Source organism: Levilactobacillus wangkuiensis, from assembly GCF_016861605.1.
GTDB lineage: Bacteria > Bacillota > Bacilli > Lactobacillales > Lactobacillaceae > Levilactobacillus > Levilactobacillus wangkuiensis.
The window spans coordinates 23869-41853 of sequence record NZ_BOLM01000022.1; the positions used below are offsets into that span (position 1 = coordinate 23869).

24 protein-coding genes, 3 tRNA genes and 1 pseudogene are annotated in these 17985 nt (G+C 41.6%); 3 read left to right on the forward strand and 25 right to left on the reverse strand.

Going from position 1 to position 17985, the window contains the following annotated elements:
- The 24 genes and pseudogenes from JUF13_RS12225 to JUF13_RS12340 all read right to left on the reverse strand — a co-directional run bounded on the left by JUF13_RS12225 (position 1) and on the right by JUF13_RS12340 (position 13259).
- Positions 1–198, reverse strand: a complete 198-nt coding sequence (locus JUF13_RS12225) for a DUF1056 family protein (RefSeq protein ID WP_056962975.1) — start codon at positions 196–198, stop codon at positions 1–3.
- Positions 188–2094: pseudogene (locus JUF13_RS12230) on the reverse strand (terminase large subunit). The gene JUF13_RS12225 and the pseudogene JUF13_RS12230 overlap by 11 nt, the downstream one beginning before the upstream one ends.
- Positions 2095–2128: 34 nt before the next feature.
- The gene (locus JUF13_RS12235; RefSeq protein WP_125766124.1) at positions 2129–2584 is read right to left on the reverse strand and encodes a phage terminase small subunit P27 family; all 456 of its coding nucleotides are present in this window, start codon (positions 2582–2584) and stop codon (positions 2129–2131) included.
- Positions 2585–2862: 278 nt separating this feature from the next.
- The gene (locus tag JUF13_RS12240; protein WP_236002701.1) at positions 2863–3333 is read right to left on the reverse strand and encodes an HNH endonuclease; all 471 of its coding nucleotides are present in this window, start codon (positions 3331–3333) and stop codon (positions 2863–2865) included.
- Between the two features lie 87 nt (positions 3334–3420).
- On the reverse strand, positions 3421–4311 hold the full coding sequence (locus JUF13_RS12245) for a DNA adenine methylase (protein ID WP_203639901.1): 891 nt from the start codon (positions 4309–4311) through the stop codon (positions 3421–3423).
- Positions 4308–4469, reverse strand: a complete 162-nt coding sequence (locus JUF13_RS12250; protein WP_203639902.1) for a hypothetical protein — start codon at positions 4467–4469, stop codon at positions 4308–4310. Before JUF13_RS12250 ends, JUF13_RS12245 begins: the two co-directional genes overlap by 4 nt.
- A 267-nt stretch (positions 4470–4736) precedes the next feature.
- A tRNA-Ile gene (locus tag JUF13_RS12255) sits at positions 4737–4810 on the reverse strand.
- Between the two features lie 103 nt (positions 4811–4913).
- A tRNA-OTHER gene (locus tag JUF13_RS12260) sits at positions 4914–4971 on the reverse strand.
- Between the two features lie 128 nt (positions 4972–5099).
- Entirely contained in the window at positions 5100–5516 is a 417-nt protein-coding gene (locus JUF13_RS12265; protein WP_125766129.1) for a DUF722 domain-containing protein, read from the reverse strand.
- Between the two features lie 143 nt (positions 5517–5659).
- On the reverse strand, positions 5660–5875 hold the full coding sequence (locus JUF13_RS12270; RefSeq protein ID WP_203639903.1) for a hypothetical protein: 216 nt from the start codon (positions 5873–5875) through the stop codon (positions 5660–5662).
- Positions 5876–5883: 8 nt separating this feature from the next.
- On the reverse strand, positions 5884–6081 hold the full coding sequence (locus JUF13_RS12275; RefSeq protein ID WP_203639904.1) for a hypothetical protein: 198 nt from the start codon (positions 6079–6081) through the stop codon (positions 5884–5886).
- A 168-nt stretch (positions 6082–6249) separates the two neighbouring features.
- A complete protein-coding gene (locus JUF13_RS12280; RefSeq protein WP_203639905.1) occupies positions 6250–6696 on the reverse strand; it encodes a DNA N-6-adenine-methyltransferase in 447 nt (148 codons plus the stop codon).
- Entirely contained in the window at positions 6689–7000 is a 312-nt protein-coding gene (locus JUF13_RS12285; RefSeq protein ID WP_203639906.1) for a MazG-like family protein, read from the reverse strand. The genes JUF13_RS12280 and JUF13_RS12285 overlap by 8 nt, the downstream gene beginning before the upstream one ends.
- 119 nt (positions 7001–7119) lie before the next feature.
- The gene (locus tag JUF13_RS12290) at positions 7120–7527 is read right to left on the reverse strand and encodes a hypothetical protein (protein WP_203639907.1); all 408 of its coding nucleotides are present in this window, start codon (positions 7525–7527) and stop codon (positions 7120–7122) included.
- A gap of 166 nt (positions 7528–7693) precedes the next feature.
- Complete coding sequence (locus JUF13_RS12295) at positions 7694–8632, reverse strand: phage replication protein O (RefSeq protein ID WP_203639908.1); 939 nt, start codon at positions 8630–8632, stop codon at positions 7694–7696.
- The gene (locus JUF13_RS12300; protein ID WP_203639909.1) at positions 8633–9334 is read right to left on the reverse strand and encodes a putative HNHc nuclease; all 702 of its coding nucleotides are present in this window, start codon (positions 9332–9334) and stop codon (positions 8633–8635) included.
- A gap of 14 nt (positions 9335–9348) precedes the next feature.
- The gene (gene ssb, locus JUF13_RS12305) at positions 9349–9780 is read right to left on the reverse strand and encodes a single-stranded DNA-binding protein (protein ID WP_203639910.1); all 432 of its coding nucleotides are present in this window, start codon (positions 9778–9780) and stop codon (positions 9349–9351) included.
- Positions 9773–10456, reverse strand: a complete 684-nt coding sequence (locus JUF13_RS12310) for an ERF family protein (protein WP_203639911.1) — start codon at positions 10454–10456, stop codon at positions 9773–9775. The genes ssb and JUF13_RS12310 overlap by 8 nt, the downstream gene beginning before the upstream one ends.
- 9 nt (positions 10457–10465) lie before the next feature.
- Positions 10466–10951, reverse strand: a complete 486-nt coding sequence (locus JUF13_RS12315; protein WP_203639912.1) for a siphovirus Gp157 family protein — start codon at positions 10949–10951, stop codon at positions 10466–10468.
- A 2-nt stretch (positions 10952–10953) separates the two neighbouring features.
- On the reverse strand, positions 10954–11166 hold the full coding sequence (locus tag JUF13_RS12320; RefSeq protein ID WP_203639913.1) for a hypothetical protein: 213 nt from the start codon (positions 11164–11166) through the stop codon (positions 10954–10956).
- Positions 11157–11447 (reverse strand): hypothetical protein, encoded by a 291-nt coding sequence (locus JUF13_RS12325; RefSeq protein WP_203639914.1) that lies wholly within the window; start codon positions 11445–11447, stop codon positions 11157–11159. The genes JUF13_RS12320 and JUF13_RS12325 overlap by 10 nt, the downstream gene beginning before the upstream one ends.
- Positions 11448–12050: 603 nt before the next feature.
- Positions 12051–12275 carry a hypothetical protein gene (locus JUF13_RS12330; RefSeq protein ID WP_203639922.1) on the reverse strand — a complete coding sequence of 75 codons (225 nt, stop codon included), beginning with the start codon at positions 12273–12275 and terminating at the stop codon, positions 12051–12053.
- A gap of 12 nt (positions 12276–12287) precedes the next feature.
- Entirely contained in the window at positions 12288–12992 is a 705-nt protein-coding gene (locus JUF13_RS12335) for a Rha family transcriptional regulator (protein WP_203639915.1), read from the reverse strand.
- 15 nt (positions 12993–13007) lie between these two features.
- A complete protein-coding gene (locus JUF13_RS12340) occupies positions 13008–13259 on the reverse strand; it encodes a helix-turn-helix transcriptional regulator (RefSeq protein WP_203639916.1) in 252 nt (83 codons plus the stop codon).
- Positions 13260–13419: 160 nt separating this feature from the next.
- Here JUF13_RS12340 and JUF13_RS12345 point away from each other — a divergent pair, with 160 nt between their 5' ends.
- The 3 genes from JUF13_RS12345 to JUF13_RS12355 all read left to right on the forward strand — a co-directional run bounded on the left by JUF13_RS12345 (position 13420) and on the right by JUF13_RS12355 (position 15275).
- Positions 13420–14142 carry an XRE family transcriptional regulator gene (locus JUF13_RS12345; RefSeq protein ID WP_203639917.1) on the forward strand — a complete coding sequence of 241 codons (723 nt, stop codon included), beginning with the start codon at positions 13420–13422 and terminating at the stop codon, positions 14140–14142.
- 93 nt (positions 14143–14235) lie between these two features.
- Complete coding sequence (locus JUF13_RS12350; protein ID WP_203639918.1) at positions 14236–15138, forward strand: LAPAL motif-containing putative phage structural protein; 903 nt, start codon at positions 14236–14238, stop codon at positions 15136–15138.
- 63 nt (positions 15139–15201) lie between these two features.
- A tRNA-Ile gene (locus tag JUF13_RS12355) sits at positions 15202–15275 on the forward strand.
- Positions 15276–15414: 139 nt separating this feature from the next.
- Here the strand turns inward: JUF13_RS12355 and JUF13_RS12360 are convergent.
- The gene (locus JUF13_RS12360; RefSeq protein WP_203639919.1) at positions 15415–16821 is read right to left on the reverse strand and encodes an S-layer protein; all 1407 of its coding nucleotides are present in this window, start codon (positions 16819–16821) and stop codon (positions 15415–15417) included.
- Between the last annotated feature and the right edge of the window lie 1164 nt (positions 16822–17985).

A 17985-nucleotide genomic window follows, 5' to 3' on the forward strand; every position in this document is an offset into this window, starting at 1 on the left:
TTAATCACCTCCTTTGTTCTGGGACGTGTTAATCACTTCTGACAGCCAGCCAATTACAAACAGTGTCACCGCTACTGCCATGACCCCCCACGGCTTGCCAAATAAAAAGGCCCCGTAGTCTGCCACAATTAGGGCACTTACGAAGCATAAAAAGTCGAAATAGTGCCAAATCATGGCAAAAAAGCGTTTAAAAATCATCAATATCATCTCCTAACAGCCCCGACTCTGGATTGTTAAACCATTCTAAGACCTGTTCCTTAGTCATACGTTCCACTTGCTTATCAGGATTGTTCACGTCTGAAAAGTCTTCAAAGTGATACATGGCTTGGAACAAGGCATCAATTAACGCATCAACTACATCAATTTTCAGTGTGGCCTTAGCCTTATCGACCTGTATGCCGATCTTGTCTTCATAAATCTCAGCATTCAGTAGCGCCTTTTCCATAATTCGATCATCAAGCCGGTCAACCGATCCCTCAACAAACATCTTTTGTAAAAACTTGGTTGGGTCTTTCAGTTCACTGGTTCGTTGACGAATAGCTTCTAACGGCCAACCAGAATTAAGCTCTAGCTGTTTGATAGCTGGTGTGGCGCCCCAGGCGTCATATCCAAAAAAGACTACTTCTAGTTGGTGACGCTCCACAAAATTTAGCAGCCATTGATAGACTTGTTCGTCATTAATCAGTCCTTGTGGGTGGCTGCTGATCGTACAGAAACCCTTTTGAGCTAAATCACGATAGTTGATGCCATCTTGTTTTTCTTTGGCTTCAATCGATCCAGCCTTTTGCCACGGGATAAAACTATGCTGGTAAATAAACCATCGCGGTTTGCCCTTAGCATCCTGATAAGGAAACACAAATGCCAAAGCCGTATTATCGCTGAACATTGAGTAGTCAAAGCCAATGTAGACTTGACGATCATCGAAACTAAATGATGGCACAATGGCTTTTTCAACGTCAGGCAGCTTGAGAAAGCTGTCCACTGATTGCTCTAGCCAAAGGTTAAGGTTCTTGTTCTGAAAATCATTAATCGTGCCTGACAACGCGTCAGAATCACGCTTATCTGTCAGCCCGTTCATTAAAACTTCATATTGGCTTGGTAAATCAAGCAAAGGATTACTTTTTACCCAAGTTTCCGGCTTAAACGTCTCGTCTAAACTGTCTTGGGCCCAAATCAATCCTAAGTACGTATCAGCATCACGCAAGTAGTCCTGTTCCATCGCTTGCTGAATCATGCGTTCATCATCATGAAATGGCACGGTTGGATCGGGATAAGCTGTTGAAATCTGAACAAATTGCTTATTACGCACCTTAACTTGGCCCGAAACAATCTTAGAAATCTTCTGCCGTGTTTTTACTTCGCCAATTTCATCAAAAACAGCCGTTGTAAAGTGAAACGAGTCGTACTGACCGGCTTCATGACTGATTGCTCGCAGCTTGTTGTTAGTTTTGCTCATCGTGACTTGATCGGCCTGTGAGGAAAGTGTCCGTGTATCTAATCCACTATCATGCATTAGCGTTTTAAATGGCTCAATGGTTGCGATCTTGGCTAACATCGACTTAATGTAACCCAGAATTTTACTAGTTTGTTTGTAGTTAATGGATGAGACTAAGTAATCTTGGTTAGATAGTCCTAGTGATTCAATTAAATAGCTATAGGCGGTGATAATTGCCATCAAGTACGTCTTACCTTGACCATTCAACCTCGCGCAACTGAAACAATAGCCCGTGAGAATCGCTTACCGCCGTCATCATTACGCCAGCCAATTAGCATAGCCATAATAAACTTTTGCCATGGCATGAGCTTAGTTGGTTCGCCTGTATCAACGTTCGGACAGATGGCAGCAAACTTAAGCACTTGGTCCACTCGTTTTACCGAGTAAGCAAACGGGAATTCAACGCTACCTTGTCGTTGCAAGTCTCTAATATGGCGAAAAGCCGCTAGCTTAATCAGATAGCCAGTAATTACCTCCTCATCCAGGACTTCAAAAGCATATTTTGTGCCCGGATCAGTGTATTGCTGGCGAACTTCTGAACAATCTAACGCTTGATAAGCTCCAATAACATCATGGGTTTGGGTTAAATCAATGCGCAAATTAATCACCTCCTTTGAGAAACAGTCTTTTTTATCATCCTAGAAATTCTTTCATACGATCACTAATACTTCGCTCGTCTTTGTGATCATCTAAGTTTAATTTGAGCAAATCACTACGTGACTTAGGAGATAGTCCCAATTCAGCGCCTAACTTTGTTAGATTCTTAACGGCTGAATCATAAATTTGAGTCATCGGGTTTCGCTTATAACCCACGAAGTCTCGACCAATTTTTTTACCGGTCTGATCTTGTAACGTTTTATAGATTGCTTGGACTTCACCGTTTTCCTGGATATGTTTATACGCATTGCGGTAAATCTCATATTGGGAAGCATATTGTTCCACAAGACCGCTATCAATGCGCTTAACTGGGGTATTATCCTCTAAAAAAGGCACTAATCGACGCCAAACGACCTTAGCTTGCCGTCCTAAGTAGGCTGGCGGTGTGCGCGTTAATTGACCATTGTTGACGTCTTTATCCGCTTTTTTCATTTTCTCTGCCTCCTTTCATTATTGGGTGACCCCCCCTACCTAAAATATTTCAAAAAACGTTTGTGTCACAAGATGAGGGTATTGTGTGCGCTCTTCTCGGCCGCTAATAGGGGGGCGGGGGTGATTTTTATTTAGCTTTCGATACATTACACCTGATTTTTGTATTATTCCTTAGAGTGCAAATTAGACGTGTTTAACTGGACAGTCAGACAATCAGGTGTGTTACCGTTCATCATAATTTTGCAGTCCGAATACCCGGTAGACCGTTTCCACAATCATCACTCCTTATTCATCAATACATTAATGGCACTCACATCGGTAATCTCAGCAACTTGTCTTAGCTCGTTGCCTTGGCTTGTGCCATAGTAACTTTGTTCCCAATCCGTCTTCATTCGGTGACACTTACCACAGATGACAGCAAGGTTATCAACATTAGCTTTCAATGTTTCGTCAAACTCAATCGGTACAATATGATCCACAGTCTTAGCAGGTGTGATAACGCCTTGCACTTTACAGTAAGCACACAAGTAATGGTCACGTTCTAATACTTGCTGTCTAAGGTGCGCCCATTGTCTTGTACGATAGAAGTTGTATTGCTGGCGCTTAGTGTCATCGCGATTACGTGTGACCGTGTTGTACTTGTGCGTGTAATGCTTATCGTGGCTACGTGCCCAACGCTCGCGGCTTGCCAGATATTCTGCTTCATGTTCATAGTGTTGCTTGCAATAGTGATCAGGAAAGTTAACCATGGCATGACATCCTGGTTGTCTACAGCATCTTACTCTAGGCATCTTCATCATCCTCAAACATTGCTGTGACGTGTGTATGCTGGAGCCTTACCCCACGTACTTCAGCAACAATTCCTCCCGTCGTGTTCCAACGGCCGTCAGGCTGTGTTTTTTGCCCAAATTAAAAGCCACCTCGGTATGAGGTAGCTTCGTATATTCGCTTATGTAGATTTGCTTGGCTGGACACTTGGCAAGCCAAGCGTAGAAGGCATCTGGATCCCACCCACCATAGTCCACTCCGGTGCTAACGTAAGGCGGATCACAGTAGACAATGTCATCCGGTCGAATGATTAGATCGTGATAATCCAGCGTTGAATATTCCGGTTGTTGCAGTCGTTCCAGTTGTTGCAGTTGGTCCAGTCGGACCAGTTGGCCCAGTTGTTGGAGGAGGTCATAACGACTGCTAATATTCATCGCCTCGCGCCGCCACTTGTGAAACATCTTATATTTCCCCGCAATGCTGGTTTCATTTTTTGCATATGAATAAAGGTCATCTAGTTTTGTTCCAGTATTCCCAAAAAAGAGTGCCCGCGTCAGTTGTAGTTTTTCTTTTTCGATTTTCTTTCCCCACAGATAGTCGCACATATTATTACTAAACGACCAGACAATTAAAACAAGCGTTCGTTCGATGGAATCGGGTTGGTTGTCCCGCCAGTTGTAAAACGTTTCGCGATCCATATACACATACTTCATTAGATCAAAATGAGGGTTATCTTCGATCAACGCTTTGAGCAAATTAACAACCGTTTTTCGCCGGTCATTGTAAACTACTGCGTTCCATTTGCCGGATGAAGCTGCTGTCAAGCTGATTGATCCGCCACCTCCGAACACGTCGATGAACCGTCCACCTGATGGAAATATGTCAATGATTTGCTGTGCCTTTTGGCCTTTGTTGCCGACGTACGGCAGGCCGCGCATCCACTTTTCTGAATTTTTCAATTTGGTTTCCTCGTTTTATCATCTTTCAACTGCATATTAAAAGCGCCATGCTTCTCAGCACGACGCTCACGCTTCTTCTTATCAGCCAACCAACGTTCTAAGTCACGATAGCAATGGTTCTCTGCTGGGCTAACGTATCCATACTCAGTGTGTTGCATGTAACCACACTCCCAACACGATAATGAGTAGCACCATCAGCAGGCCGAATATTAAGTTGTCCCGTTGATAGTTTCTCATTGCCATTACTCCAAACTAAAAGGCCGCCTCGTTTGAGACGGCCGTGTATGTGATTGGTGTGGAATCGAACCACACACGGGGTTCAAACCGCCCTCTTCTGGCAGGCCAACGCCAGTTACAATCACGTTATGGACGCTACAGCCTTAAATGAACGGGAGAGTCCATCTCCTTTAAGTTATTGCGCCCAATGGACCATGTAGGACTCGAACCTACGACCGAACGGTTATGAGCCGTCTGCTCTAACCAACTGAGTTAAAGGTCCAAAAGACCGGTTATGCAGGCCGGTCAATTTTATTTAGGAGTTTGGCGAGCTGAACATACGTTTAAATGAAGGGAGTCACCTCCCATTTTGTGATGCTCGCCAACACGTGCAACGGGAGTCGAACCCGTATCTTCTTTGCTCTGCCGTTGAGCTATGCACGTTCCTTAACGGTTTTCATCTATGATACTAATTTACACCCAAATTAGGGGCTAAAAGTATCAAAATAATATCACAATAGTATCGAATTAATATCATAATAGTATCATGATAATCTTGTATTTTTTCCAATTCAGTATATGCCTAGCATTTTGGCACACTTTTCAATGAATTCCTTTTTCAAAAGAAAAGCGCTGCTTCGGCTGCAGTTAACTAGCCCATTAGCAACTATTCCCTCTACACTAAGCCGTGGCCATTTTTTAAAATACAATTCTTTGATTATTACCTGAGTATCCTCGTCAGAATTGGCATAACACTCCTGAACTGCACTCTTTTTCCGTTTCAACATATTTAGTGGCCCATCTTCTTCTAGCTTTATTAATACTGTAGTTACACTATCGCCTATCATAGATGATCTGCCACCACCAACATTATCATCTTCCTGTTTTATTGGGTGGCGCAATTCATCTTCTCTAGCCTTAATTAACTTATCAATCTTAGGATAATCACGTAGAATATCCTCTACCGTTCTAATCGTTGATCGTTTCACCCGTCATTCCTCCATCTTAAGCTTATTTTAAGTTTGCTTTAATGTTAATGGCATAATATTTTGTTCGATGGCCACGGAGTAAGAGTTAATTTAAATAGCCAATTTGGGGTAAGGGCTGCCGGTAAGTGGCCCTTTTTCGCTGTCTAAAATGGCCGTGTAAGCTCGTGTAGCACGTTAGTAATCTCCACGCTGCTCATCATACCCAAAGCAATGTAAACTTCCTTAGGCACGCTGTGCTCGCTTAATCTGGATTGAAACTCGGCTAGCCCCATCAATACATCGTCTTCTGGCACCAATGATTCCAGATAGCTAAGCAGCATACGTTGGTTACCGTTCATTTCGTCTCGTGTTTTATCCATACGTCCTCCTACATAAATACCATTGTCAGCTCATGGATAACCTGGTTGCGTTCCTTAGCCGACAGCTTGTTAATCGCGTTGCGTTTGCTGTTGCTAAGATTGTTAAAGTGGTTGCCACACCACACTAGCGCCTGTGCCACATCGCCACCATAGCTTGCCATGCCTTGCAGCACGTAATTTCGATACTCGATCTGTTCGTGTGTCATCATTCGTCCTCCCAATCTCAACATCACTCGGTGCCACCTCAATATGCCTATGGCTGCCTTCAACTTTCATCATCGCTAACCGCCTATCACCACGAGTGATCCAACATAGCCATGTGGCTGATTGCTTAACGTGGTGGTGTCGGTGGTAATACACCTTATCGCCGTGCTTCATTGGCTGCCTCCATAGATAACGATTGCTGAAGGAAACGGTGCCGCATCTTTTGATTCACCATGCAGTTCAAATTTAAGCCGTCCACGTAAAAAATTTATTTGTGCTTTCCCAAAAATGAAATCATGCCAGTAGCTGGTGTCTGTTCTTGCTGGGATAAGTAGCACAATATAACCATCATTTTTTTCGAGACTTTCCTCATAAGCTTTCTTAACCCATTTTTTTAATTCTCTACCGTATGGTGGGTTTAAAAATAGGTTACCTTTAAGCTCATGCCATGGCTTAGCAAGTGAGTTGTCTTCCTCGCTGAAAAAATTCTCACATTTGGTATTATCAGAACTCGCTGCTAGATCAAAACTAAAACGGTACTTGTCATTAAGCTTCTGAAAAAAGTCATGTGGCGTTTCCCAATAATTCTTTTCTGATGATAGCAATGCATTATTCATTTTCACCCTCCAAGTCGCTTTTCTTAACAAACACGCCATCAATAATTTTTCCATCGCGATCTTTAATCGTGTTGTATGCTTCCTTGACACAATCATCAATCCTAAGCCCATTTTGCAGTGCGTAGATGGTCAATACCACGAAGATGTCGCCTAAGCTATCAATCTGATTATCTCGCCATTCCTTGTTATGTGCTTCAGCAAGCTCGCCAACTTCTTCAACTAGCTTGATTAATTGCTTGTCACTACTTGATTTATCAAGGCCACGATTCTTAGCCCATGCTTCAATTGACTTTACATAATCCATTTAATTAAATACCTCCATATTTTCAGCAATTTCTTTAATAACAGGCACTGTCACACTATTACCGGCCTATTTAATTCCTAGATGGAATCCACCAATTCCAGCAAATAGGTCAATTAATTTCACTGTTCTGCCTCCCGTAGCTTTTCTCGCATACAGTGCACCCAATCCTTGTCGCGACCCATAACACTAGCGACTCCTTGGTTGTTAGGACGATTCATATGTTTAACGTTGTATTTTAGCTGTATCAATTCATCTGGTGTGGCTTGATAATCCAATTCGTCACGTCTTTTCATTCTTCCACGTAATTGCTGTATATATTGCGGTGTCTTCGACCGTTCTTGTGCAATATATTTGTTGGTGTATCCGTGTAAAATAAGGTGGCGTAGAATCTTATTTTCAGCTGTGTGCTGTTCTTCAGTTTGACCGCGGACCTCCTTTTTAACATTTTCCGGCCAATCATCTGGATTGTCGCCATATTTGGCATAAGCAGCTCTGATTGCGGCCGCCATTTTCTTGTTTGATGACATAATCAATCGCTCCTTTCACGGCTCTGGATAGCCGTAACCACATACTCACCATGAATAAAGGCAACTTCAACATGTTCTATCTGAAATCCTAAGGGAGCTTCCGTGTGGGCCCGTTCAACCAGTCGATCTAAATTTGTGCCATGAAACACTTCCCATACTCGCTCAATCATGTAGTTTCCTCTTCCCTTTCACTATTCCGTTGATCTAGCTTAGCCATGCGCTGTTTAAGTGCTGCTTGCTGTTCTGGTGTCAGCTTTTTCTTAGTTGCAGTTGGTGCCTGTTCCGTAGCCCAATCTGGTAGCGTTTCTTTAGTCCTTACCTGCTTATTAGCCTTAAACTTCCGGTTGGCTTCAGCTGCTAGCCGATCATACTTATCTCGTAACTTCTTACCCGATAAAATGTTAGCTTGCCAAAAATCATTGTTCTGGCACCAATCCACCATATTATCCAGCTTGTCATAGTCCCGTTTATCTCGATCATGAGCTAAGCGAATATCATTTGCCCAATGCTGTAAATTAGGTTGCTTGAAATCCGGGTTATTCTCTCGGATTTTTCCTAAGAGATGTTGAGCAATTTGATAAGGCCGATCATCAGGTCCGTACTTCGGCTTGTCCGAATGCGGACTATTGTTTTTATTCTTATCTCTAATCTCTAATCTCTTATCTCTAATCTCTGGTGTACTTTTGTCGTACATTTGTACACTTTTAATTTTTTTAACCGATTTAAGCTTGTCACGATAGGCTTTAACCCGTTCAGCCTCCGTGCTAGATTTTCCAACAAAAAGTTGAATGTCATTCATAAAAATTGCTCCATCATCTAGCACTTCAACTAAGCCTAAAGCCTTAAACTTTTCGATTGCGTCTTTAACTTCGCCTACGCTATGGTTGGTAACCGTGGCCAACATTTCAGCCTTATATGGGATTCTATTTTTAAAAAGCAATGCGCCATTCCCTTGAAGACTCTTCAAATACATCTTTAGCAAAATATCAGAATAAACGTATCCTTCGTTCTTGCCGCTATTGTAGTTTTGAAGAATTTTTAGCTCGTCGCTTTCAAAAAAATTATCCTTTAGCTTTAGGTAATAGTATTTTTTGTTATCAGACATTTATTTACTTTCACCTCGGTAATTTCCTCTAACTCCAATTTTTCTCAACGTTTCTTCGTCCAACTTAATCCCGGCAACTGGAATGTGATACTTCTCGCCAAACGCTGTCGGCCCGATTTTGTGCCATTCTGTATGGTGCTCACGACACAAACAGTTAACTCGTAGTTGCGTATGGTCAAGATGATTCCGATCGCGGCCAGATCCAACCGTATCAACGTGGTTAATATCCGAATGTTCACGGCCACACACCATGCACCGACGATGGCGGCAACACTGATATTGGTAATATTCTTGCTCTCTCGGTAGCAATTCATAGCCTTGTTTGAACGGTACACGCCACGTAAACATGAAGTCGATAACTAGGTCGAGTAACACGTTAGCATCGCTCACGGACGATTCTGTCGTGTCTGACAGGCTAATCTCATTACCGTTGGTATACTCACGATATTGGCCATAAAACATTGCTTTCAGGAAGTCTTGCGGCACCACGAAGTAATCAGCAATATCATTTAGCAGGGCAAAGAATAGACGCCGTTGTTGTGGCCTAGCTTTGCGTGTATCGGCTAGTTCCCAATCCAGGTAAAGTTGGTCACGTGAACCGCTAACGGTCTCGATATGGTCTAAATTTGGCTGGTGGTCAAGCTCAACTAACAAGTATGACTTGCCATTACGTTCAAAGTATTTTGATCGTGACCGCTGCATTTAATCACCTCAAATCAGAATGGTAACGAATCATCGGTAATGTCAACATTGCCATCGTTGTTGGCAAACGGATCACTTGTATTATTTTGCGGCCGGTTGTTTTGACAACTACCGTTACCAGTAGAGTTTTTTGATTCCAAGAACGAGAAGTTTTCAACAATAACTTCTGTGACGTATACGCGTTGGCCTTGCTGATTTTCATAGTTACGTGTTTGAATAGGTCCTTCAATGCCGACGAGAGAACCCTTGTGGAAAAAGTTGGCAAAGTTTTCTGCCGACTTACGCCAGATAACACAACTAACAAAATCAGCTTCGCGCTCACCTTGTTGATTGGTGAACCGCCGATCAACGGCCAGATTGAAAGTAGCTACAGCAGTACCGCCTTGCGTATACCGTAAATCCACATCACGGGTTAGTCGTCCGGTCAAAACTACTCGATTAATCATTTGAATTCCCCTCCTCACTTTGTTTTTTTAATTGAACAGTCACTAGGCTGATCAGTTGGTTAGCACCATCATGCGTCAAGTCGTTGACCTGGCTAACGTTTAATTTTTCCAGATAACCGTTTCTAACAGCTTCAATTGGGGCGCTTGCTGCCTTACTCATTGCCTCAAACAATCCATTAAGTGTTGTGGTCTGCTGTTTAGTTACAGGCACGGGTTGACGATTGTTTTGTTGTGTACCATTATTCCTATAAGCTGGTTGTTGTGCCGTACGGTTATTAGGAGCCGCTTTAGTTGCCTGCTGTCCATCGTCATCTTTAGAAGCAGATACGCCAAATGCTGCTGATAAACTATATCGTCGTGCATAAGTTTCAGCAGAGCCGAATGCCTGCGCGTCTTTACGCTGCACTGGCATGCTAAGTGGATTGTAAATAATGTACTCGCCACTAGCATCAAACAGCATAGTCGTAATAGAGACACCATTAGGATCGCTGGTCGCTTCCTGCGTATAACCTAACGTATCTGGCAGCGCCCTATCTACTGCAGCGGTTAAGTCTTCCAAAGTTACATAATTCCCATAATGGCTTTTTCCATCTTTACTTGGTTGTGCTTTGAGTAAATTCTTACGGAATTGTGCCATACTAGTAGCCAAGTTTTTAATTGATTCGCTTTTTTCCATAACTTCCTCCTACTTAATCCGAATCGACCGCGTCTGTACTAACTTTGCGCCAGGGACCTCTTCACCATCATTGAGCGCCTGTTTAATGGCCGTTTTATCCAGTTTCTTTTCTACCTCGGTAAATTCATCAGGAATAATTTTATCGTCCGTCACAGCAACGCTAACGGGGTTATTTTGAATCCAAATAGATAAGTCAATATCTTTGACTTTGTCCTTGCCTGCTGTTTCCATTCCGTGCTGTAATGCCAATTTAAGCCGACTAATATTATTGGATAAAATACGTTTTCGGTCTTGGTCGTGGCTTATTTTTTCTGTCAGTTGCTTCTTGTCAGCTACCAGCTGTTTAATAACTTTACCGTAGCCAATTGCTTTATCAGCAATGCTGTCTTGTAAACTTTCAATTGTGTCAGCAAACAGTTGCTGATCTTCTGGTTTGGCACTATTTGCCAGTTCAACGACTTGCAATAAATTGCCTTCAAGTTCGTATAGATTCATGCTTATTCCTCCTCCAAATTGGGCGACCAGGCAACAAGCTCGTCGCTGATACTATATAGACGATCAATCTCATCATTGCTAAGCCGATCATTCTCGGCCAACAATTGAGCTTCCTTGAACAGATCAGATTTAATGTCATCTAGTTCAGCTAAATTAGTAACAACCACTGCCTTAGGCTGGAAACGGCTGCTTGTGTGTACCTTGACTACGTCCATGAGATCACCTCCGCACCTTTGAACTCTTCCATAATTTCCGCAAGGTTCCCGTAGTCATAGTCGATTGGGTCACCGTAGTCCTCATGTTCGTTGTCTAGGAAGTCGTGCATCGAAGCGGCGTCATCCATGACGTACCTGCCATCGTCAAGCGTCCAGTACTTCTCGCCGTAGATTAGCGGGAATCCGTCAACGTCATACGTTTGCTTGTCCTCAGCGGAATCCTTATCCAAGCGATTCATGTAGTTGTTGAGGTCAAACGTTGCATGGTCTGGTGCAATCATTGAAGCCACCGTCCTTCTGTAGTAGAATTGAAATAGGATAGTTTTGACAAACGTTTCATCTTTTCGAGTTCTGGCGGCCAGGTCAGGGCTCTTTTTTTGTGCCATAATTTCACTTGCTTTCCTCGATTCCAAAAAAGTTTTTCCAAAATGGTGCCCATCCGCCGGCACGCACCACTGACTTCCGAAGCTGATAACCGGCTGAGGCGATCAATACAATTACTGTTAGCCAGAATGTTGGAAAGCCAATTAGCAGGTAAACTTCGTACATATAACCATTCCTTTCTTATCTTGTAATCAGCAACGTAACAATCACTGATACAATCGCTGGAACCAATACTCGGCTGATGATCAGCCATGTTAATTCGTGACTATTTTTTTGCAAATTATGTTGTCCTTTCCGTTGTATACTTGAGTTACTCCAATTGATCGAGGTGATACTGATGCATTGTCCTCTTTGTAACAGCACAAATATTGCAAATGTTAAAGCTCCAGCAGAATGTGATTGCTTTGCTTTAATGCCTTTAGACTCAGAGAAAAAAACCATTCACGCTGATTCACCAATTCCTGTTCAGCTTTTTGCTTGCACTAATTGTGGTCACGTGTTTATGCACTCGGATTTTTTCGTTGGGAAGAAAATTGAGCATTAGTCACATATGGCGCTTGTACCTCTGCTTTTCCTACGTCAAGACTGCCATCCGCCAACATTTTAATTCTCGTTTTTTTGATAGAATCCGTTAGATTTTTTCTATCAGATAAGGCTTCCGTGTTACTTGCGATAACACGGAGGTCTTTTTCAATTGCCCACAAAACGTTAATCAGTTTCTTCATGTTTTTTCCTCCTTATGCTGTCTGTTCAACCTTAGTCATGATCCCCTTTGATTCAAGAAAGTCATAAAGGAAACGTTGCCCTTTTTGTGTCCACTTCATGGTGTTGCGAACTTGTTCCAGTCCTTTACTGTCCTTATATGGAAATGGTTCAACGTGCGTATATCCCAGATTCTGATACTTGGCATACAGTAGCCATGTTTTGCCTTGTTTGTATTGAATGCCTAATCCATGCAACAGCTTGTTAAATTCACGTGTTGAGTAGCCGTAGTTCTTAGCGATTACCGATGTTGTTTCCAATCCTGGATTAGCTAACATCTTATCGGTGTAGTCTGCTTTAGGCTGCAGCACTGAAATTTTTTCTGCTTGGTCAGCGGCCAAACGTAATGCTTCTGGCAACGTAGATGGCACTTGGAATTTAACTTGCTGTTCCATCTCGTTGAACGCATCAATGTACTGCAGCTTGAATTGAAGCGCTTTGCTACCAGTGAATCCCATTGCTAGTAAGGTGAAACCATCACGATTCATGTAATATCCGCGTCTGTTCCGACCATAAGAATCGGGTAAATTGGTTTCCGAGAACATCTGCGCAAAATTGCGCACATCTTTCAGGTCGTCAATTGCTCGCAACACATCACGGTGATTCTTACCAAATGTTTCTGCTACTTGCAGGCTACTAGTAACTGCTTGTTTGTCTTTCATAATTACTAATTCATTCATGTGGTTCATTCCTTTCTATACTGGTTGTTCGATAGGAAACTTCGGTTTTTCCGAAGTCGGGTTTAAAAAAATATCGTTTACAGAAACATGCAAAGCTTTTGCCAGTTCATCTAGTCGATCATAGTTAGCCTTTCGTAGTGAATAAACATCACTTTCATAGCTAGAAATCGTCCGTTCAGTAATGCCCGTTTCCCTTGATAGATCAGCCTTTGACATGCCTCTAATTCCTCGCCATTGCGAAAGAGTAAACTTTTCTTCCTTAACCATCGCTTCATCTCCTCTTGTTTACAGTTACTAATATACACTTCGGTTTTTCCGAAGTCAACCTGAAAAATCGGAAAATCCGAAATTGTGTTTCGGAAATACCTTTCGGTTTTTATGAAACAATGCTATAATTAGCTTATAAATTAAGGGAGGGAAATTAAAAATGTTTTCTGATAATCTGAAATACCTGCGAGAGAAAAATAATATGAGTCAAATTGAACTTGCTATAAAGTTGGGACGTAAGAGTACCTCCTCAATCAGCGAATGGGAAAAAGGAAAATATCAGCCAAAAGCTGGTGTGCTTTCTGATATTGCACACATTTTTAATGTTAATTTAGATGATCTCATGAACAAAGATTTGCGCAATGAGAACGAGGTGTCCTCTCCTAAGCTTGATGTGTTAAGTATTTTTAATCAACTAAACCTAAAACGTCAACAAGCTTCTTACAATTACATTTCTAATCAATTAAAGGAACAGCAAAACAATAATCAAAACGTCATCAAGTTCCCTAAAGACGATGACACCCTCGAAATTACCGCCAACGGTGTCCTCTCTGCTGGCGTTGGTGAGTTCCTTGATGATTCTACTAAGCCATTCACTGTAACCGTACACAAGCCTGTTCCTAGCGATTACGACTATGCCTTCCAGATCAACGGCCACTCAATGGAGCCTGTCTACCAGGACAAGCAAGTGGTATTTGTCAAAAAGGAAGACGATTACCGTGATGGTCAGATCATTGCCGCGGTTATGGACGGTTGTGCGTATCTGAAAAAGCTGTCAGTAGTTGATGGTGAGGCTACGCTGGTATCACTCAACCCACAATATCCTAATATCAAAGTTGATAAAGAAACTGGCGTCAAAGTATTAGGCGTTGTATTTAGTTAAATGAGTGGTTGACATTAAGACGGATATATTTAGTTCTTTTCAAAGAACTTGTTTAAATGTAGAATGAAATCATTCAGAAAGGAGGGAGCGCTAATGGCACAGTATGATTTTACTATTCATTACGATGGTGACGGATTGGCAAACAACAGAATACCAATTCGCGATTTAGCCCCCTCTTTGCTTGCAGTATCAACAGCGTTTCAGGAAATACAAAAGCTGAATGATCCCCTTGAAGAACCGGTTTCTTTAGATATTAAGGCAAGTGAGCCAGGATCATTCATTGTTGATTTAGTATTAGCAAATGGTGGGGATTTTATTCAAAAAGCCGTTTCCTTAATAAATAGTTCCAATTCTAATGCACTGTTAAACCTAAAAGATTATGTTTTAATTTTTGTCGGAGTGATAACATTCATTACCGGAACTGCACATCATAAGCTAAAAAATAAAAAAGATAATGACGATGGTACAGTAGAAATAACAATAGACGATAATACTAAAATTACAATCTCAAAAAAAGTGTTAGACGCTTACCAGAATGTCGAAGTTAGAAAAAGCATTAAAGATGCTGTAAAGCCTTTATCAAAAGATGGTATAGAATCAATTGACTTTTACCATGATAATCACGACAAAGTAACTGTGAGAAAAGCTGATTATCCTCTTTTTAATGTTCCTGATGCTGGTGAAAAAGAAATTAACATTAGTGAAGAAGACACCTTTCTGCAAATTATTAGTGTAGCGTTCGAACATGGAAAATGGCAGTTTTCTTCCGGTGGTAACCGGTTCTTCGCTAAAATTGAAGATAAAAATTTCCTGAACGATGTTGAGAAAAATTTTCAACAGTTTGGCTCAACCGATGTTTTAAAGGTGCGCTTGCGGACACGCCAATATATTGATAAAACAGGTCTACTTAAAAGTGAATATACGATTCTGCATGTATTAGATCATCAGCGAGGCGGTCAACAAATCGAATTGAATTTCACGGATACAGAAGTCTAGATTTAATGTTAAATTTCACGTGGGTGTAGTCGCAGACTCGCTTGCCGTCACTCCCTTATTATTGGACCTTTAGCTCAGTTGGTTAGGGCAGACGGCTCATAACCGTCCGGTCGTTGGTTCGAGTCCAACAAGGTCCATTTAGTCCCCTACATGGGGACTTATCTTAGCATTTCAAAAGAACATACGTTTTATTAGCCATACAAAAAAGGACAATCTTCTTAATTGAAGATTGTCCTTTCATTTAGACTAGGTAACCCTAGAACTAATTAATTAAAACTATTCAGCGTAATTAGCGTTACCGTTAACGTTGGTAGTAGTAACGTTACCCTTAACAGGTGAAGGAGTGAAGACGGCCTTTAAAGTAGTACCGAACTTAACGCCCTGGTTGGCCTTAGTCGTAGCCCCAGAATTGTAAGTGTAGCGGATGTAGTAGTTGTCGCCAGCCTTGATATAAGTACCAGTGATGTCCGCACTAGCAACCTTTTGAGTTGAAGTGAACGTCTTGCCATTCTTGCCACCAAATAAGCCATCAAGAACAGTACCTGGAACTACATTACCAGCATCGCCTTGTAACGTTTCTTGCTGAGTAGCACCAAGAGTTGGGAAACCACCTTGGATATCAGTAGCAGCTAACTTAGTTCCCGCAGCAATACCATCAGCAGATGGAGTGTAGAAGGAAACCTTCGAAGTTGCAACAGCAGCTACACGAACAGTTAAAGTACCGCCAAACTTAGCTTGTGGAATGCTAACAGCGGTTGGAGCCATTGCATAACTATCAAACCCGTAGCCCGTTGGAACATTCTTCACAGCAAAGTTAACTAAGTTTTGGCTGTCATGAACTTTACTGATCAACTCGTCCTTCTTAGTACCGGCTACACTAGTCGTGTAAGTAGCGGTACCAAGAGAGTTACTGTTCGAGTTCAATACGTAGTGAACAGTGATGGAGTTGTCAGCCGTAGCAGCATCAGCAGACTTAGTGAAGCTTAAGCCACCCATGTCTTGGTTAGCGTCAGTGACGTTAGCTTGGTAACCCTTGCCAGCGTAAATCCAGCCAGAGATGGATGAGTCCTTAGTGTCAGTTACGTGGTAGTACAAAGAACCTTCCTTAGTCTTGGTAGCGGCCTTGTCAACCGTGAATGGATCAGTCTTGGAAGCACCGTAAAGGCTAACCTTCTTGGCATTGATATCGGTGTTCTTAGGAGCAGTCCAAAGAGTGTTCTTTGAAGCATCCTTCAAGTAGTAACCGGTAGTACGTGCTGGGGTAGCAGCAGCAGTCGTAGTTTCAGCAGCTTTGATACCACCAGCAACAGTGGCAGTCTTACCTACGTAAACGTAACCACGGTACTTCTTGTCCATAGTAACGATCTTGTAGTATACGGAACCACGGTTAGTGGTCTTAGTACCATATGCGTAGAAAGTGTCGCTAGACTTCTTAGAAGCAGCTAACTTAGCAACAGTTGCCTTAGAAGCAACAACCTTGGCACCCTTAACAGTACCTGGCTTTGAGTAAATGGCATTAGTACCAGTTACAGTAACATTTTGACTCTTATCTGCAAGAGCGGTGTAAGCACCGGCAGTTGCATAGCTCTTAGCACTTGCAGTAGTGGTAGTAACAGCTGAAAGACCAGCTAAACCTAACACTGCAGCGCCTACATAAATAGACTTTGCGAATGATGAACGCATAGATGAAAACCTCCTGTAATTTCTTTATTAGCAAAAACATTATGTAAATGTCCACAATCATTCTTGCTAACAAAGATTATAACATACGACGTCTATTATGCCAAAAGAAAACTTTAAGAAGTTCACAAAAAATTCACATTTGTAAAAATGTCCATAAAAAAACCCTTCAACAGGTCAGCGGAAGGGAAGAAATCATGGATTCATCTATGCAGGAGCAATTATAACCTATATGTAGTAAAAAAACAATATCAATGAAATATTTGTAACAAAAAAGGACGCCCTGCTTGAAGGAGCGTCCAATCTTCAAAGAAGGAAGAATAAAAACCAACTTTAAAGAAATCACTTCAAGTATAATAGCTTATAATTCCAGTAAAGTCAAACTAATTTTTGCCTTTTTAGGGCTAGTTTTGAAATTGACCAGACTAGATTTAATATGTTAATATTCAATTGTTCTTCTATGAGATAGTCTGAACGTGCATAAAATATGGATAGCTAATCGTAGGCTATCCATATTTTATTTTTTAATTGCTACAATAATTTATAGATGCTATGATGTAAAAGTTCCAATCATTCGGAACGTCCTCATCTTTAGAAAAGCCACTCAAAGTTACCCTCAGTACACAACTTCCTTGGTGGCTTTTTTTGATTATTTACATTTTTCTAAAAGTGAACTATCATTTTTAGGATAACAAATAAAGTTTCATCCATTCATTTACTAAAAAGAGGCTTCCAGCATAATACCGGATACCTCTTTTTAGTATACCAATTTTTACTTTACATAAGGCGGCTTATCCCAAGTAACCCACATTCACCGCGGTACTTCCACATTCCGTTCTTTTTTGATTGTGAACTTGTCCAAAAAAGAAGTGGTATAGGTCGCAGATTGGCTTTAATTGGGGAAAGGTACTTTGTGAAATTCACTGAAATCATGTCTAGACCATTCCCTTGAATTCAACTGTCTCATTCTTTATATTAACCAAAAACTTACCGACATTTCCCTGATATTTAACGGATACTTTAAAGGAATACTTATAATTTACACGAGTATATCGAATACTACTAATTCTCCCCCGATACCCTTGCTTATGCAAAACTCTCTTCACTTGGTTCCTTTGTCGATCAGTAATTCTTGCAGAACTCCGATAGATTGTCTTCTTAACGATC

What these genes read in the sequence shown, in the direction of transcription:
- JUF13_RS12225 (WP_056962975.1), bottom strand. Translation starts at nt 198, where the DNA reads ATGATTTTTAAACGCTTTTTTGCCATGATTTGGCACTATTTCGACTTT.
- JUF13_RS12235 (WP_125766124.1), bottom strand. Translation starts at nt 2,584, where the DNA reads ATGAAAAAAGCGGATAAAGACGTCAACAATGGTCAATTAACGCGCACA.
- JUF13_RS12240 (WP_236002701.1), bottom strand. Translation starts at nt 3,333, where the DNA reads ATGGTTAACTTTCCTGATCACTATTGCAAGCAACACTATGAACATGAA.
- JUF13_RS12250 (WP_203639902.1), bottom strand. Translation starts at nt 4,469, where the DNA reads ATGCAACACACTGAGTATGGATACGTTAGCCCAGCAGAGAACCATTGC.
- JUF13_RS12270 (WP_203639903.1), bottom strand. Translation starts at nt 5,875, where the DNA reads ATGGATAAAACACGAGACGAAATGAACGGTAACCAACGTATGCTGCTT.
- JUF13_RS12275 (WP_203639904.1), bottom strand. Translation starts at nt 6,081, where the DNA reads ATGACACACGAACAGATCGAGTATCGAAATTACGTGCTGCAAGGCATG.
- JUF13_RS12280 (WP_203639905.1), bottom strand. Translation starts at nt 6,696, where the DNA reads ATGAATAATGCATTGCTATCATCAGAAAAGAATTATTGGGAAACGCCA.
- JUF13_RS12285 (WP_203639906.1), bottom strand. Translation starts at nt 7,000, where the DNA reads ATGGATTATGTAAAGTCAATTGAAGCATGGGCTAAGAATCGTGGCCTT.
- JUF13_RS12290 (WP_203639907.1), bottom strand. Translation starts at nt 7,527, where the DNA reads ATGTCATCAAACAAGAAAATGGCGGCCGCAATCAGAGCTGCTTATGCC.
- JUF13_RS12295 (WP_203639908.1), bottom strand. Translation starts at nt 8,632, where the DNA reads ATGTCTGATAACAAAAAATACTATTACCTAAAGCTAAAGGATAATTTT.
- JUF13_RS12300 (WP_203639909.1), bottom strand. Translation starts at nt 9,334, where the DNA reads ATGCAGCGGTCACGATCAAAATACTTTGAACGTAATGGCAAGTCATAC.
- ssb (WP_203639910.1), bottom strand. Translation starts at nt 9,780, where the DNA reads ATGATTAATCGAGTAGTTTTGACCGGACGACTAACCCGTGATGTGGAT.
- JUF13_RS12310 (WP_203639911.1), bottom strand. Translation starts at nt 10,456, where the DNA reads ATGGAAAAAAGCGAATCAATTAAAAACTTGGCTACTAGTATGGCACAA.
- JUF13_RS12315 (WP_203639912.1), bottom strand. Translation starts at nt 10,951, where the DNA reads ATGAATCTATACGAACTTGAAGGCAATTTATTGCAAGTCGTTGAACTG.
- JUF13_RS12320 (WP_203639913.1), bottom strand. Translation starts at nt 11,166, where the DNA reads ATGGACGTAGTCAAGGTACACACAAGCAGCCGTTTCCAGCCTAAGGCA.
- JUF13_RS12325 (WP_203639914.1), bottom strand. Translation starts at nt 11,447, where the DNA reads ATGATTGCACCAGACCATGCAACGTTTGACCTCAACAACTACATGAAT.
- JUF13_RS12330 (WP_203639922.1), bottom strand. Translation starts at nt 12,275, where the DNA reads ATGAAGAAACTGATTAACGTTTTGTGGGCAATTGAAAAAGACCTCCGT.
- JUF13_RS12335 (WP_203639915.1), bottom strand. Translation starts at nt 12,992, where the DNA reads ATGAATGAATTAGTAATTATGAAAGACAAACAAGCAGTTACTAGTAGC.
- JUF13_RS12340 (WP_203639916.1), bottom strand. Translation starts at nt 13,259, where the DNA reads ATGGTTAAGGAAGAAAAGTTTACTCTTTCGCAATGGCGAGGAATTAGA.
- JUF13_RS12345 (WP_203639917.1), top strand. Translation starts at nt 13,420, where the DNA reads ATGTTTTCTGATAATCTGAAATACCTGCGAGAGAAAAATAATATGAGT.
- JUF13_RS12350 (WP_203639918.1), top strand. Translation starts at nt 14,236, where the DNA reads ATGGCACAGTATGATTTTACTATTCATTACGATGGTGACGGATTGGCA.
- JUF13_RS12360 (WP_203639919.1), bottom strand. Translation starts at nt 16,821, where the DNA reads ATGCGTTCATCATTCGCAAAGTCTATTTATGTAGGCGCTGCAGTGTTA.